General features: G+C 66.2%; 10 protein-coding genes. 5 read left to right on the top strand and 5 right to left on the bottom strand.

Features of this window, described 5'->3' with window-relative positions; translation table 11 throughout:
• Nucleotides 1-2 precede the first annotated feature (2 nt).
• The 4 genes from parC to O6P39_RS24230 all read left to right on the top strand — a co-directional run bounded on the left by parC (nt 3) and on the right by O6P39_RS24230 (nt 6,276).
• Nucleotides 3-2,267, top strand: a complete 2,265-nt coding sequence (parC, locus tag O6P39_RS24245) for a DNA topoisomerase IV subunit A (protein WP_275608921.1) — start codon at nt 3-5, stop codon at nt 2,265-2,267.
• A 150-nt stretch (nt 2,268-2,417) separates the two neighbouring features.
• On the top strand, nt 2,418-3,137 hold the full coding sequence (locus tag O6P39_RS24240; RefSeq protein WP_275608920.1) for an ABC-type transport auxiliary lipoprotein family protein: 720 nt from the start codon (nt 2,418-2,420) through the stop codon (nt 3,135-3,137).
• 173 nt (nt 3,138-3,310) lie between these two features.
• On the top strand, nt 3,311-4,960 hold the full coding sequence (locus O6P39_RS24235; protein WP_275608919.1) for a glycosyltransferase: 1,650 nt from the start codon (nt 3,311-3,313) through the stop codon (nt 4,958-4,960).
• Nucleotides 4,957-6,276 (top strand): calcineurin, encoded by a 1,320-nt coding sequence (locus tag O6P39_RS24230; protein WP_275608918.1) that lies wholly within the window; start codon nt 4,957-4,959, stop codon nt 6,274-6,276. Before O6P39_RS24235 ends, O6P39_RS24230 begins: the two co-directional genes overlap by 4 nt.
• Here O6P39_RS24230 and O6P39_RS24225 read toward each other — a convergent pair.
• Together O6P39_RS24225 and O6P39_RS24220 are read right to left on the bottom strand one after the other, a co-directional pair.
• Nucleotides 6,190-6,726 (bottom strand): metal-dependent hydrolase, encoded by a 537-nt coding sequence (locus O6P39_RS24225; protein WP_275608917.1) that lies wholly within the window; start codon nt 6,724-6,726, stop codon nt 6,190-6,192. The genes O6P39_RS24230 and O6P39_RS24225 overlap by 87 nt on opposite strands.
• Nucleotides 6,727-6,762: 36 nt before the next feature.
• Complete coding sequence (locus O6P39_RS24220) at nt 6,763-8,325, bottom strand: AhpA/YtjB family protein (RefSeq protein ID WP_275608916.1); 1,563 nt, start codon at nt 8,323-8,325, stop codon at nt 6,763-6,765.
• Nucleotides 8,326-8,536: 211 nt separating this feature from the next.
• On the opposite strand from O6P39_RS24220, the gene serB reads away from it, so the two are divergent.
• Nucleotides 8,537-9,757: a phosphoserine phosphatase SerB gene (serB, locus tag O6P39_RS24215; protein ID WP_275608915.1), complete on the top strand. Its 1,221-nt coding sequence runs from the start codon at nt 8,537-8,539 to the stop codon at nt 9,755-9,757.
• 70 nt (nt 9,758-9,827) lie between these two features.
• Here the strand turns inward: serB and O6P39_RS24210 are convergent, their stop codons facing one another.
• From O6P39_RS24210 to O6P39_RS24200, 3 genes are all read right to left on the bottom strand, one after another.
• Entirely contained in the window at nt 9,828-11,900 is a 2,073-nt protein-coding gene (locus O6P39_RS24210; RefSeq protein ID WP_275608914.1) for an EAL domain-containing protein, read from the bottom strand.
• 64 nt (nt 11,901-11,964) lie between these two features.
• Entirely contained in the window at nt 11,965-13,761 is a 1,797-nt protein-coding gene (locus O6P39_RS24205; protein WP_275608913.1) for a molecular chaperone, read from the bottom strand.
• A 127-nt stretch (nt 13,762-13,888) separates the two neighbouring features.
• The gene (locus O6P39_RS24200) at nt 13,889-14,866 is read right to left on the bottom strand and encodes an HPP family protein (protein WP_275608912.1); all 978 of its coding nucleotides are present in this window, start codon (nt 14,864-14,866) and stop codon (nt 13,889-13,891) included.
• Nucleotides 14,867-14,893 lie beyond the last annotated feature (27 nt).

Here is a 14,893-nt window from a genome sequence, read left to right as displayed (position 1 = left end):
GCATGAGCGAAACCCTCGATCTGAGTCTGGAGGGCGTGGAGCGCCGGTCACTGGCCGACTTCACCGAACAGGCTTACCTGAACTATTCCATGTACGTGATCATGGACCGCGCCCTGCCGCACATTGGCGACGGCCTCAAGCCCGTACAGCGGCGCATCGTCTACGCCATGAGCGAACTGGGCCTGGACGCCGACGCCAAGCACAAGAAGTCGGCGCGTACCGTCGGCGACGTGCTGGGTAAATACCACCCGCACGGCGACTCGGCCTGCTACGAAGCCATGGTGCTGATGGCGCAGCCGTTCTCCTACCGCTATCCGCTGGTGGACGGCCAGGGCAACTGGGGTGCGCCGGACGATCCCAAGTCCTTCGCCGCCATGCGTTACACCGAGGCCCGCCTGTCGCGCTACGCCGAGACCCTGCTGTCCGAGCTGGGCCAGGGCACCGCCGACTGGGTGCCGAACTTCGACGGCACCCTGGAAGAGCCGGCCGTGCTGCCGGCACGGCTTCCCAACCTCTTGTTGAATGGCACCACCGGCATCGCCGTGGGCATGGCCACCGACATTCCGCCGCACAACCTGCGTGAAGTCGCCGCTGCCTGCGTGCGCCTGCTGGATGAGCCGAATGCCACCGTCGCCGACCTGATCGAGCACGTGCCGGGCCCGGATTTCCCCACCGAGGCGGAAATCATCACCCCGCGCGCCGACCTGCAGAAGATCTACGAAACCGGCCGCGGCTCGGTGCGCATGCGCGCCGTGTACCGCGTCGAGGACGGCGACATCGTGGTCACCGCGCTGCCGCATCAGGTCTCCGGGGCCAAGGTGCTGGAGCAGATCGCCGGCCAGATGCAGGCCAAGAAGCTGCCGATGGTGGCTGACCTGCGCGACGAGTCGGACCACGAGAACCCGACCCGCATCGTCATCATCCCGCGCTCCAACCGCGTGGATGCCGAAGAGCTGATGACCCACCTGTTCGCCACCACCGACCTGGAAAGTTCGTACCGGGTGAACATGAACGTCATCGGCCTGGACGGCAAACCCCAGGTCAAGGACCTGCGCCAGGTGCTGAACGAGTGGCTGACCTACCGCACCGACACCGTGCGCCGCCGTCTGCAGTTCCGCCTGGACAAGGTCGAGAAGCGCCTGCACCTGTTGGAAGGCTTGCTGGTCGCCTTCCTCAACCTCGACGAAGTCATCCATATCATCCGCACCGAGGACCAGCCCAAGCCGGTCCTGATGCAGCGTTTCGAACTGTCTGAGCTGCAGGCCGACTACATCCTCGATACCCGCCTGCGTCAGCTGGCGCGCCTGGAAGAGATGAAGATCCGCGGCGAACAGGACGAACTGGCCAAGGAGCGCGCCAAACTGCTGGCGATCCTGGGTTCCAACGCCAAGCTGCGAAAGCTGGTGCGCGACGAGCTGATCGCCGACGCCGAAACCTACGGCGACGACCGCCGTTCGCCCATCGTCGCCCGCGCCGAAGCCCGCGCCCTGTCGGAAACCGAGCTGATGCCGACCGAACCGGTGACCGTGGTGCTGTCCGAGAAGGGCTGGGTGCGCTGCGCCAAGGGCCACGATATCGACGCCACCGGCCTGTCCTACAAGGCCGGCGACGGCTTCAAGGCGGCCGCGCCGGGCCGCTCGAACCAGTACGCGGTGTTCATCGACTCCACGGGCCGCAGCTACTCGCTGGCGGCCCACAGCCTGCCGTCGGCCCGTGGCCAGGGCGAACCGCTTACCGGTCGTCTGACGCCGCCGCCGGGTGCAACATTCGATCGTGTTCTATTGCCAGAGGACGCCGCGCTCTATGTACTGGCGTCCGACGCGGGCTACGGTTTCGTGGTGAAGGGCGAGGACATGCAGGCCAAGAACAAGGCCGGCAAGGCCCTGCTCAGCCTGCCCAATGGCGCTCAGGTGATGGCGCCGCGCCCGGTTGCGGATGTGGAGCAGGACTGGCTGGCCGCCGTCACCACCGAAGGCCGCCTGCTGCTGTTCAAGGTCTCCGACCTGCCGCAACTGGCCAAGGGCAAGGGCAACAAGATCATCAGCGTGCCGGGCGACCGCGTGGCCAGCCGCGAGGAGTACCTGACGGACCTGGCGGTTCTTCCGACGGGCGCGACTCTGGTGCTGCAGGCAGGCAAGCGGACGCTCTCCCTCAAGGGGGACGACCTGGAGCACTACAAGGGTGAACGGGGCCGCCGGGGCAATAAACTGCCGCGCGGTTTCCAGCGAGTGGACAGTCTGCTGGTAGAATCGCTGTCTCAGGATTGAAACGTGGCTTGATACATTCTGCCGCTGGAGCTGCGGCGTCGATTGAGGGATGATAGATCCTTTTGGCAATCGGCGCCGTAGCCCGTTGCCCTGAAGTTACGTGAAATGATGGAAGTAACGCCGATTCCCGGCGAATGACGGTGATTCACGATGAGCGCTCTGCGCGTCCTGGCATGTCTTTCTCTCGTCAGCCTCCTCGGGCTGGCGGGCTGCACAGTGAATCGACCGACCCAGCTGTATCAACTGGATGCAGGTGCCGCGTCGGTTCCGACCCGCGAAAATGGTGTCGCTGTGCTCCTCGGCCCGGTATCCCTGGCCGACTATCTGAAACGTGAGACCATGGTTCAACGCCAGGCTGACGGCATTCTCAGCCTGTCCACCGACGCCCGCTGGGCCGGTAGCCTGGAAACCAACGTCAGCCAGCAACTGCTGCGCCTGTTGTCGAGCCAGCTCGACAGCACCCGCCTGGCCCTGTTCCCGGAGAAGCCCGGCTTCACGCCGCAGGTACAGGTCATGCTGACCATCAGCCGCCTGGATTCCGGCCCAAAGGAGCCGGCAGTGCTGGAGGCGCGCTGGCGCCTGCTCGACCAGAAGGGTGAGCTGCGCGACAGCCGCGTATTCCGCGAAGAAGAGGAGCATTCGGGCAGTATCCAGGACCAGGTTCGGGCCCAGGGTGACCTGCTGCGCAAGCTGTCGGTCCAGTTGGCCAAGGACGTGCGTCCGGTCGCTGCCGCGGTAGCCGAGCAATCGGCAGCGCCGCTAAAGAAGCCGGCGGTAGCCAATTCCGAAAAGGCCAAGCCCAAGGAAGAGGGGCCGAAGATCCCGCTGGTGGTGCCGATCCGCACCGACGTCGAGGTCTACCGCTTCTGACTTGAAACGGCCCGGAAAACCTGGTTTTCCGGGCCGTTTCACATCCTGGCCGACTCCCGGCACGCCCCGCCCAGCTTGACATCTTCTTGACGCCCACTTTGGTATCAAAGGCGCCGTTTGCAGGTCGCGATCGCGCGGAAATCCTTCCGTAATGCGCCTGCCAGGGGCCCGGCGTGTCGTCGTCACTTCCACTTTCTCATTCCGGTCAGGCGGCTACCGTCCTGGCCTGGCAGGCGTTGTGCGTTGCGCTGGCGGCATTCGTCCTGTTCCTGCTGGGCGCCCATGGCGCCGCGGTGGTGGGCTTCGACTCGCGCTTCGTGCTGTTCGCCAAGGAAATGCTGCGCCACGGTCCCAGCGTATTCCCGACCACCTATGGCGAGCCCTATCCGGACTACCCGGCGACTTCGACCTTCCTGATCTACCTGCTGTCGCTGCCGCAGGGACGTGTCACGCTGCTCAGCGCCTGGCTGCCCACAGCCCTGGCGGCCGCCGTCATCGTCGGCCTGACCTATCGCCTGGTGGCGCCGCTTTCCCGGCGCTGGGCTGCGCTCAGCGTGTCGATGCTGTTGCTCACCCTGACCTTCCTCAGTGAGACCCGGGCGGTGTCGCTCGATCTGCAGGTGGCGGCGGTGGGGATGCTGGCCTTCTTCTTCGCGGTGCATGCCGAGCGCTACTCCGGCGTGGGTCTGCTGACACGCCTGTTGCCGCTGTTGCTCGCCGGCTTCGCGCTGCGCGGTCCGTTGGGGCTGGTGGTGCCGGCCGGCATGGTCTGCAGCCAGTTGCTGCTGGACCGCCAGTGGCGGCGCCTGCTGGGCTTTTCCCTGCCCGCGCTGCTGCTCCTGGTGGTCTGCACCATGCTGCTGCTATCGGTGGCGCGCGGCGTTGGCGGCGAGGCGTTCGCCCAGGATGTCCTGCGCATGCAGGTGACCGGCCGCCTGGACGGCAGCGCGGGCGCCAGCGATGCGCTGTATTACTTCCACAGTTCGCTGGGCAATTACGCCCTGGCGTTCCCGCTGGCGGTGCCGGCCCTGGCGCTGCTCTGGCGGCGCCGGTTCGATCCGGCGGCGCGGCTGGTCATCGGCTGCGCCCTGGCGGCGCTGGTGGTGATGGTCGGTCTGTCGCTGCCGCAGGCGAAGAAGGCCCGCTACATCGTGGCGATGGCGCCGTTGGCGGCCATTGTCGCGACCTATCCCTTCCAGGTGAACGACCGGCGCCTGGCCGTATTCCTGCGGGGTCTGATCCAGGGGTTCTGGCTGCTGCTGCCGGCGCTCCTGCTGCTGGGCATATGGTTGGGCTTGCAGCGCTTCCCGCAGGCGCTGCAACCGCTGGGTGGAAAGCTCTGGCTGTGCGTGGGCGGTCTGGCTGGTCTGCAGGTATTCGCGCTGTCCCGCCTGTTCCGTCGCGAGCGACGTGCCGAGCTGATGGCACTCAGCGCGGTGCTGGCGTTGTGGGGCAGTTACCTGCTGGTGATCGAGCCGGCACAGCGGCAGCTGTACGACAGCCGGGCGTTTTCCCAGGCGGTGGACGCCACGGTGCTCAGGGAGCCGGCGCCGCTGGTGCTCTATGGCATGGGCCGCGATGCGCAGGCGATCAAGTTCATGGTCAATCTCGATCGCGACACGCAGCCACTGTTCGCCAGCAGCCCTGAGCAGCTCGCCGCTCTGCCGGGGCCGTACTACCTGATGCTGGACGAGGAGAATGCCGACCGTCTGCGCGCCGCGTACCCGGCCCTGGGTGTGCCGCTGCTCAGCGGAAGCTTCGATTACAATCCCTACTGTCTGCTGCGCGTGAGCGACGCCAGCCTGTTTGGTGCTGCGCGATGAAGCCGCTGTTGTCCGCCCTCGGGCTCGGCGTGCTGCTGTGCGGCTGCCAGGGCTCCGACAGCTCCCAGCAAGTCGCCCACGATCAGTCCTTCTTTCGCCAGCATCCCATACCGCCATTGCAGGTGAGCCCGCCCCCGGGGAGCTTCATCCTGCCCTTGTTGCCGGATACGCAGTTCTATTCCGAGAACAATCACCGCGAACTGCGCCTGTTCCGCAGTAACCAGCGTTTCCAGGGATTGCCCTACGAGCCGGCGCTGGCCTTCTTCGCCCAGACCTGGTGGCTGGCGAAGAACGCCGAGGCGCTGCAGGTGTCGATGGTGGTGCATCTGGGCGATGTGGTGCAGAACGCCGGCACCCTGAGCCAGTGGCAGATCGCCAGCGGCGCGATGCGGGTGCTGGAGGAGGGCGGCGTGCCCTACAGCATCATGAGCGGCGACCGGGATATCCATGGCGCCGTCACGCCCGATGATCAGCGTTCGTTCCGCGACCGCTTCAAGGACCATTTCGGTCCGCAGCGCGCGGCCTGGCAGAGCACCTATGGCGGCAGCGACCCGCTCGGCCTTAGCCAGTACCACCTGTTCCGCAAGTACGGCCAGTCCTTCCTCCTGCTGGCGCTGGACTGGAGCCCGTCGAAGGCGACACTCGCCTGGGCGCAGCAGGTCATCGACGCGCATCCGCACATTCCGGTGATTCTCGCCTCGCACAACATCCTGTATGGCAAGGCCGGCAAGCCGCCGCAGCTGTCCCGCGAGGGTAGCGACAGCGGTCCGCTGCTCTGGGAGCAGTTGATCCGCCGCAACGACCAGATCTTCCTGACCGTCAGCGGGCATGTCGAAGGCTCGGCCCACGCGCGCATGCTCAACGACCAGGGCCACAGCGTGGACATGGTGATGGTCGACTACCAGGACGAGTACCTGGGCGGTAACGGGCTGCTGCAGTTGCTGGAGCTGGATTTGCGGCGCAACCGTATCGACGCCCTGTCGCTGTCACCCTGGGTGTTGTGGAAGCGGCAGTTCTATCCGCAGGCCTTCAAGGACTGCCCGTCGGATCAGGCTTTGCAAGGTTGCGACCAGTTGCTGCCGGCGCCATCGGCGGGCTGGGACAACCGTTTCCGCATCGATCTCGACTTCCGCGCGCGCTTCGCCAGCTTCCAGGGCTACACCGCGCAGTTCCCGGAAGGCGGGGCGGAAGGACCTTCGCTGTTGCAGCAGGTCCAGGCGCAGTTCGAGTCAGCCGCGCAGGCGCAGCAGGCGGCGGAGGGCGATGCCGCCAAGGGCAACGGCCAGGCAGGGTATCCAGACCCACTGCGCCTCTGACAGCAGCACCTGCGCACCGCGCGGACTGAGGAAGCGCGACAGGCCGATGGGCGACACCTCGATGGGATGCAGTGGCAGGAAATAGCGCTGGTCGTTCCAGGGCCAGAACCAGGCTACGCCCAACCCACCGTCGGTCATGGCATCGAGCACGCTGTGCGAGGCGGTGGCCAGGCCGATCCACAAGCCGGCTTTCAGCGGCCCGCAGCCGAGCCACCGAGAGGCCATGGCGCCGAGCGCACCGACCAGGGCAGCGAACAGCAGCGAGTGGCTGAAGCCGCGATGCCCCAGCGCGTCCTGATAGGCGATGCCGAGTTTGAAGGCGATGACGTCGAGGTCCGGCAGGCAACTGGCGAGCATGCCGGCCAGCAGCAGGCGCGGCGGGATCACCCGCGAGCCGAGCGCCAGGCCGACGGCCAGCGCCGGCAGGGGATGAGTGATCAGGGTGGTCATGGAGTCCGTTCCATGCGGGGCCGGGTGGCCCCGTCATCAGCTGGTGCGCAGGGCGCGCATACGCGAGAGCTGGCGCTCCAGCATCGAGGGATAGGGTTCCTTCAGCCACTCCACGCAGCAGGCATTTTCCGGGCTGGCGATGGGGCGGATGCGTGCACGTTCGCGGACTTTCTCGTCATCGCCGATGGATTTCTCCACCAGTAACAGGTTGCGGCTGTGCTGGCTGAGGGCGAGGGCGTTCTGCGCCGCCGACTCCTGCAGCAGTTCGGCCTGTTCGAGATCGGCGACGTCCTCGCCCAGCACCAGGCCCAGCTGCAGTTGCAGGGTAATGCCGCTGTCGGCTACCTCGATCTGCAAGGCGTGACCCAGGGCGCGCATCAGCTCGCCGCAGCACAGGGCGTTGGTGAGGAACTCCTCGTCCTGGTCGCGGCTGTGGAAGAGGATCAGGCTGCCGCCGTCGTTGAGGGTGTACAGCGTGCCCTTGTACAGGCGTGCGGCCTGTTCCAGGCAATCGCGGTAGCGCTCCAGCAGGTCGACCAGGCGGGCGCGCGGCAGGCGACGCAGCTGTTCCTGGGCGCCGAGTTGAACGGCGAGAACGGCACTGGTGCCGCTGGACAGCGGTTCCGGCTCGGCTTCGGGCTCGTCTTCGACGTCGGCGTCGACTTCTGCCTCGTCTTCCACCAGCGTGTCGAGCTCTTCCTCGGGGAAGTCCTCGTCGCCTGCGGGGTCGGCGGTGCGGCGAGCCGTCGGGGCGGGGAGTTCATCTTCGGAGAAGATGTTCTCGTCGAATTCGTGTTCGTCGCTGGCGCCGGCTTCTTCCAGCACGGGCTCCTTGGCGGCGGCTTTCGCCGGTGCTTTCGGGCGTGGCGCGGGAGCGGTGACCACCGGCTCGGGGGCTGGCGGCTTCTCCGGCACCAGGCGCGCTTGCAGCTGGCGGGCCAGGTCGCCGATCTCGTTCTGCAGGCCGGCGCCCGGGGCGGGGTCGTCCGGATCGCGCAGCCAGACGCGAAGCTGTAACAGTGGGGTGGAAATCTGCCGGCCCAGGCGCAGGCCGAAGGTCAGGGTGAGCAGCAGCAGGATCAGGCTGATCAGCCCCATGCTCTGCAGGCTGACGGTCATCGGCTGCTCGAACTGGTGCATGTCGAGGCTGATGCGCAGGTGGCCGGCGATCACTTCCTGGAAGGTGATGGGCGTGGAGTACAGGCCTTCGGTATCGCCCAGCAGCCCCTGCTTGGGCCGGGTGCCGGACTCGGCGAGGATGCGGTTGTCCACGCTGTAGATCGCGGCGTGGGCGACCAGCGGGTTCTTCGTCAGATTGTTGAGCAGCACGTTGAGGCTGAGGATGTCGTTGGACACCAGCAGCTCGGTGGCGGACTGCGCGGTCTGGGTGGTCAGGCTCTGGCCCAGGGCGTCAGCCTGCTGCTGCATGGCCTGCTTGAACTGCATGCCCATGACCCAGGCGTAGATCACCAGGGCAGCGGCTACCAGCAGCAGCGTGTGGATGGCGATTCGCAGGGCGATCGGCACACGGCGCTGACGCAGGGCGTGGAAAAGCAGCAGGAAGAAATTGTCGGGCTTGACGGAGGTGGGCCGGGTCACAGCGGGCTCGGTCTTCAGTAGGGCAGATACGGGCCAGTATAACGAGCCCCTCCGGAGGGGCAAAGCGCCGCAGGCCTTGTCCATGCGAACGAGGCCGGGATGGGCGGGGAATGCGCCTGCCAATCCGATCGGTGGCGGTGCCCGCCAACCGGGCGGATGCGGCGGAAAGCAGGTAGAATGTCGGCCTTTTTTACACGGCGGAGACAGCGCCTTGCGCGAAATCGTCCTGATCAATATCACCGGGGAAGATCGCCCCGGCCTCACCGCAGCCATCACCGGCGTGCTGGCCCAGGGTGGCGTGAACATCCTCGACATCGGCCAGGCGGTGATCCACGACACCCTGTCGTTCGGCATCCTGGTCGAAATTCCGGATACCGAGCAGGCCTCCTCGGTGCTCAAGGACGTGCTGTTCACGGCCTACAAGCTCGACCAGCAGGTGCGTTTCACACCGGTTTCGGAAGACGATTACCGGCAGTGGGTGGGTGGCCAGGGCAAACCGCGCCACATCGTGACCCTGCTGACCCGCCGGGTAACCGCCGAGCAACTGCAGCGCGTCAGCTCGATCACCGCCAAGTACGGTCTGAACATTGATCAGATCGACCGCCTGTCCGGGCGCATGGCGCTGGACGTGCCGGCCGACCAGGGCAAGGGCTGCGTTGAGTTCTCGGTACGCGGCGAGCCGGCCGACCCGGTGGCGCTGCGTGCGGAATTCCTCAGCGTGGCGCAGGAACTGAATGTCGATATCGCCTTCCAGCAGGATTCGGTGTTCCGCCGCAACCGCCGCCTGGCGGTGTTCGACATGGACTCCACGCTGATCGAGGCCGAGGTCATCGACGAACTGGCCAAGGCTGCCGGCGTGGGCGACAAGGTTTCCGAGATCACCGAGCGCGCCATGCGCGGCGAACTGGACTTCCGCGCCAGCTTCAAGGAGCGCCTGGCCCTGCTCAAGGGGCTGTCCGAGGACGTGCTGGAAGAGATCGGCGCTTCGCTGCGCCTGACCGAAGGCGCCGAGACGCTGTTCGCCGAGCTCAAGCGTCTGGGCTACAAGACCGCGATCCTCTCCGGCGGCTTCAGCTACTTCGCTAAGCAGCTGCAGGCCAAGCTGGGCATCGACTACGTGTTCGCCAACGAGCTGCAGATCGTCGACGGCAAGCTGACCGGCGTGGCCATCGAGCCCATCGTCGACGCCCAGCGCAAGGCTGACCTGCTGCGCGAGCTGGCGGTGAAGGAGGGGCTGCAACTGGAGCAGACCATCGCCGTGGGTGATGGCGCCAACGACCTGCCGATGCTCGGCCTGGCAGGCCTGGGCGTGGCCTTCCGCGCCAAGCCGCTGGTCAAGCAATCGGCCAAGCAGGCGATCTCCACCCTCGGGCTGGATGGCATTCTCTACCTGCTCGGATTCCGTGATCGCGAAGGGGCCGACGGCCGCTGATCGATCCGGCTGTCTACGCAAGGCAAGAAAAAGCCGCCCAATGGGCGGCTTTTTCTTGCGGGGCGAATGGCTACTCGTCCGAGGCGAAATCGTAGTCCATCGCCTGACTCGGTCCTTGCAGGTAGTGGCCCTGGATGTAGTTGGCGCCGGCCTGCCAGAGCGTCGCCAGGGCGCTGGCGGTTTCCACCATCGGCACGATGGTCAGCTTGGCCTGGGCGTGGAGGCTGGCCATCAGGGTCTTGAGGTTCTCCTGGTTCTCCGCCTTGCCCAGCTCCTGCACGTAGGAGCCATCGACCTTCACGAAGTCGACATTCATGTGCTTGAGCGTATTGAACGGGTTGAGCGCGCAACCGAACTGGCACAGGGCGATCTGGCAGTGCAGCTCGGCGAGCCCCTGGCTGAGCACCTTCGCCTGCTTGAGGTAGCTGATCGCGTCCGGTTCGCTGATCTGGATGATCAGGGCATCGGCGGGCAGGCGCGATGCCTTCAGCGCCACGTTCAGCCATGGCAGCAACTCGGCATCTTGCAGGCTGGAACTGGAAAGGTGAACGAACAGCTTGGTGTCGTGGCCCTTGGCGCGGTGTTCGGAGAGCAGCTTGATCGAGTTGAGCAGGACCCAGCGGTCGATCTTCTCGGCCAGGCCGCCCGACTTGGCGGCGGCGAGGAAGTCCGCCGGCGGTACTTCCTCGCCCTGCGGATTGAGCAGGCGCAGCAGCACTTCGTAGTGTTCGTGGGTATCGCCGCGCAGGCTGATGATCGGTTGGAACAGCAGGCGGAAGCTGTTCTGCTCCAGGGCCTGGCGGATGATCGCCAGGGTGTCGCCGCGGTTGGCGGCGGCGGCCAGTTCATCGGCCGGGTCGTAGAGCTTCAGGCCGTTGCCTTCGCTCTGCGCGATTTCGTCGGCGCTGCGGTGTGCGCGCTCGATGACGTCCTGGGCGCGGGTGGTCTTTTCGTCCAGCCCGGCAATGCCGATGGACAGGGTGACCTGGGCCGTGCGGCCGTGGATGTCGAACAGGTTGCCTTCGATCTTCTTCAGCAGGCTGGCGAACAGCGGCTTGGTCTGGTCCGGGGTGTGTCCCGGCAGCAGCACGGCGAACACGTCGTCGCTGAAACGAGCCAGCTGGGCTTCCTGGGGGAAGTGGGCGCGCAGCAGGTTGCCGAGGTCGGCAAGCAGCAGGTCGATGCTGGCGACGCCGAGGTTGAGCTGCAGCGTCTGGGCGCGGTCGAGCAGCATGTAGGCGAAGGTGGCCGGCTGGCTGGCGGTCACCGCGCGCTCCACGGCGCTGTCCATCAGATCGAGGAAGTGACCGCGGTTGTACAGGCCGGTGACCAGGTCCTGGCTGCTGACCTCGCGCAGCTTCTCTTCGAGCTGGGCGTTGTCGCTGTCGGCGCGGATCACCACCTGGATGCACGGCTCGCCGTCATAGGTGGCCGGGGAGAAGGTCATGCGCGCACTGAAGGCCTGGCCGTCCACCTTGATGCCGCTGCAGGCCAGGTCGGCGTTGTTATCGGTGGTCTGATAGCCCTTGAGGAAGTCCTTGAAGGTCGCCTGGTCGCTGCCGGCGATCAGGTCGATCATCGGCATGCCTTCCAGTTCTTCCGCGTCGTCGTAGCCGAACAGGTCGACGTAGGCGCGGTTGGCATAGATGTGCATGCCGTCGTGGACGTAGGTGATGGCGTCCACCGAGCTGTCCAGCAGCAGTTGGCAGCGCTTTTCCGTTTCCCGCAGGGCGACTTCGGCGGCGCGGCGGGCGCGGCGCTCCTCGAGGTTGGCCAGTTCGCGCTTGGCGACCAGGATCAGACGCTCGTCTTCCCCTTGCGGCAGGGCGTCCTGGGCACCCAGGGCGAGGGCCTCGGTCACCGCATCGGAGTCGTTGCCGGTGATCAGCTGGATGAACGGGATGTCCTTGGCCTGGCGGCGAATGCTGCTCAGGGCTTCGCTGGGCGCCATGGCGCTGCTGTCAGGCGCGGCGATCAGCAGATCCCAGCCCTGAGGGAGGATTTCCAGGAGGTCTTCACTGGACGTGATGCGATGGACGCGGGTGGCGCGACCGGCATTGCGGAACAGGCTGACCAGACGCTCGGCTTCGTTCTGGGAGTCTTCCAGGATCAGCAGGCGGACGGTCTTCTTTTCATTGGCCATGGATGAGGCTGCTTATACCGCACTGGACGGCAGCAAATGGGCGATGAATGGGGTTCGCCGGAATCTACAGCGACTTCCAGAGTGAGTCAAAGTCTTCCTCCCCGCGCGGGCTTGGCGCTGTGACCGGCTTATCGTTCGGTGCGGCGATGGTGTCGTGGGTCTGGTATTCGAACTGGGTGAAGCTGCCGGTCGCGGTGACCTTGCGGGTGAGGAGGGTACGACGCTCCTCGCCCTGCAGATTGATCTGCACCTTGTTGCCTTCCTGGAACGGCAGGCGCGGGGTGATCAGGGTGGCCGGTCGCGAGATCGCCGAGATTTCCGGCAGCAACAGGGCGCGCAGGTACTGGCTGCCCTGCTCGGTCTTGCGCAGCAGTTGCAGGCCGCACGGCTGGGCGAGCGGCGCGATCAGTTCGATGCCCATCTGGGTGCCGCCGCCACGGACCTGGCGAATCCAGCGCACCACTGCAATGCTCCAGCCCTGGTCCGGGGCGTCCTGGATGCCCAGCAGCTCGCCGGCCTGCAGTTGGCTGGGAATCTCCTTGGGCCAGGTCAGGCAGTAACCGCCCGGACTGTGGTTGACGATGGGCAGGGTGAAGACCGGGTACTCATCGCAGGGCGTCTCGGCGACGGTGGCGCCACTGTCGGTGGGGGTGATAGGTGTGTACTCGATTTCCTCCAGCGACATGCCGGGCTGCCATTCCTTGATCTGCCGCGCGTCGAAGGCGGTGGCCCAGGCGTCCTTCGCCTCGGCCCGGGCCTTGGTGCTGAAGTCCGGGTTCTGGCTGCGCTTGAGCACATCGTTGAAATGCTGGCGACCGGCGAGGAAGTAGTGCAGGGCGCTCATGCCGATGCACACGGTGAGCTGGCCTTGGCCGGTGGTGCGCTGGAAGGTCCGTTCGGCGATGTCGCCCCAGGCGGCGGCGAGGTGTTGCAGCAGATCGACGGAGACGCCTTCGGGCACCTTCAGGCGCGCCTGGTTGCGGTTCTCCGGGAGCAGCAGGAGATATTCCTTGATCAGGTCGACCAAAGGCTGTGGATCGATTCCCACCCCGCCCGGCAGGTCACTGTCCTTGAACAGGGTGCGGTAGCGCGGCGGGCCGTCCACCTGGGGGGCGACGACGAACAGGGTCGAAGGCGAATCGGCGCTCTGCACCCGAATCTGCGAACTCCAGCCTTCCAGGGCTTCCGCCAGGCGGGCGATGTTGTGCTGGCGCATCTGGTTGCAGCGTGCCGAGCCGAGCATCAGCGCCACCAGGTAGGCCTGCTCGATGGTCAGGCCCTGGGCGTCGCGGGCCAGGCTGTCGCGCACGCTCAGTTTCTGAAGGCCGTGCTGGCGGGCCAGCTGGTACAGCTGGTGGAGCTCCAGCCATAGCCCTTCCGGCACCGGGCAATACAACTGCGAGGAACGGATCAGCGGCCCGCACAAGGCACGAATGGCGCGCTGGATGGCGGCCGTCAGCAACGGCGCGCGCTCGCGGGAAACGCGGCTCGCCTCGCGTACGACGATCAGCTTGTAGCCGATGGCCAGGTGGTTCTGCAGGGCCTGGCAGAGGTTGGCGACCTTGCGCGGGCGCTCGTCGAGGACGATGGACTGGTTGAGGAAGTGGCGCTCCAGGTGCTGGCAGACGAACTGGACTTCCGGGCGGAACAGCTCCAGCAGCTGCAGGCGGGTCTCCACGGGCAGCTTCAACTGGTTCAGTTCGATCAGCCCCTGGTAGAGCTGGCGAGCGGTCTCGCCCAGATTGGCCTTGGGCAGGTGGTCCAGCCAGTATTTCAGCTCACGCGCGCTGGCGCTGCAGAAACTCAGGCTCTCGTGTGTCGGGGTGGGGACACGTAGAAACTGCTGGGGACTGTTGTCCATGGTTGGATCGGATTCTCCACATCTGGGCCGTTTAGCGGACCTTTCGGTCGTCACACTCGGCTTTTTCCGAACTCTAGCAGTATCCGTTGCGCATCGCAGCCCATCGCCGGATGGGTGCGCCGATGGGTCACGTGAGCGGTGTTTCGCCCTTGATCTGACGCTGCAAGGCGTCCTTGGCGGAGGCCTGCGCAGTGACGCGCAACCAGCCGTCGCCCTGCGGAATCACCGCGTGGGCGGCCCATTCGAGCAGGTCCTGGCGGCGGCAGGCACCGGTGTTTCCCTTGCCGGCACCGGCGATCACCTTGTAGACCAACTGGTCCTGGCGCGTGCGCTTGCCGGGATGGTCGTCGATCACCTGGCGCACCGCCCAGGCGTTGCCGCTCAGCGCATTGCTGTAGCACGCGCCGAGGAGGATGTCGTCCGGGCCCAGGCGTTGAGCCTGGGCATGTTCCTGGGCCAGCTGGAGAATCTTCAGCAGGTCGTCGAACTGCACGTCGATGAACGAATCCATCTTGCGTAGCGCGTGGTAGAGATCTTCCGGCGCGGGGCCTGCGGGCAGCTTCGGCGTTTCCGGCAGGCGCGCCAGCGGCGCGGGGTAGCGGCGCCAGGCGAACAGGCCGTTGAAGGCCACGGCCACGGCGAGGATCAGCACCACATTGAGCAGCACTGGGCTGAGCACGTAGTGGAAGCCCAGCGCGCTGATCGCCGGCCCGCCGGATACTGCCGCGAGGGCGGTGGCGCCGCCCGGGGGATGGATGCAGCGGGTGTAGTGCATGACCAGGATCGCCGCGCCGACAGCCAGGGCCGGGGTGAAGGCCTGGTCGGGAAAGAGCTTCTGGCAGATCACCCCGACGAAGGCCGACAGCACCTGGCCGCCGAGCACGGCCCAGGGCTGGGACAGCGCGCCATGGGGTACGGCGAACAGCAGCACGGCGCTGGCGCCCATGGAGGCGACGACCCAGATGGCCGCTTCGCTGGGCAGTACCCAGTGGGTGACGGCGTAGATGACGGCGATGCCGCACAGCGCTCCGATTGCGGAGAGCCATTTTTCAAGATGGCTGGTGGCGTTGGCACGCCAGCCCATGAGATGCAGGAAGCGTTTCATGGCAGGGAATTAGCACGATGAGGCAAA

It is taken from the genome of Pseudomonas sp. PSE14 (assembly GCF_029203285.1).
Lineage (GTDB): Bacteria > Pseudomonadota > Gammaproteobacteria > Pseudomonadales > Pseudomonadaceae > Pseudomonas.
This window is presented reverse-complemented; position numbering and strand designations above follow the sequence as displayed.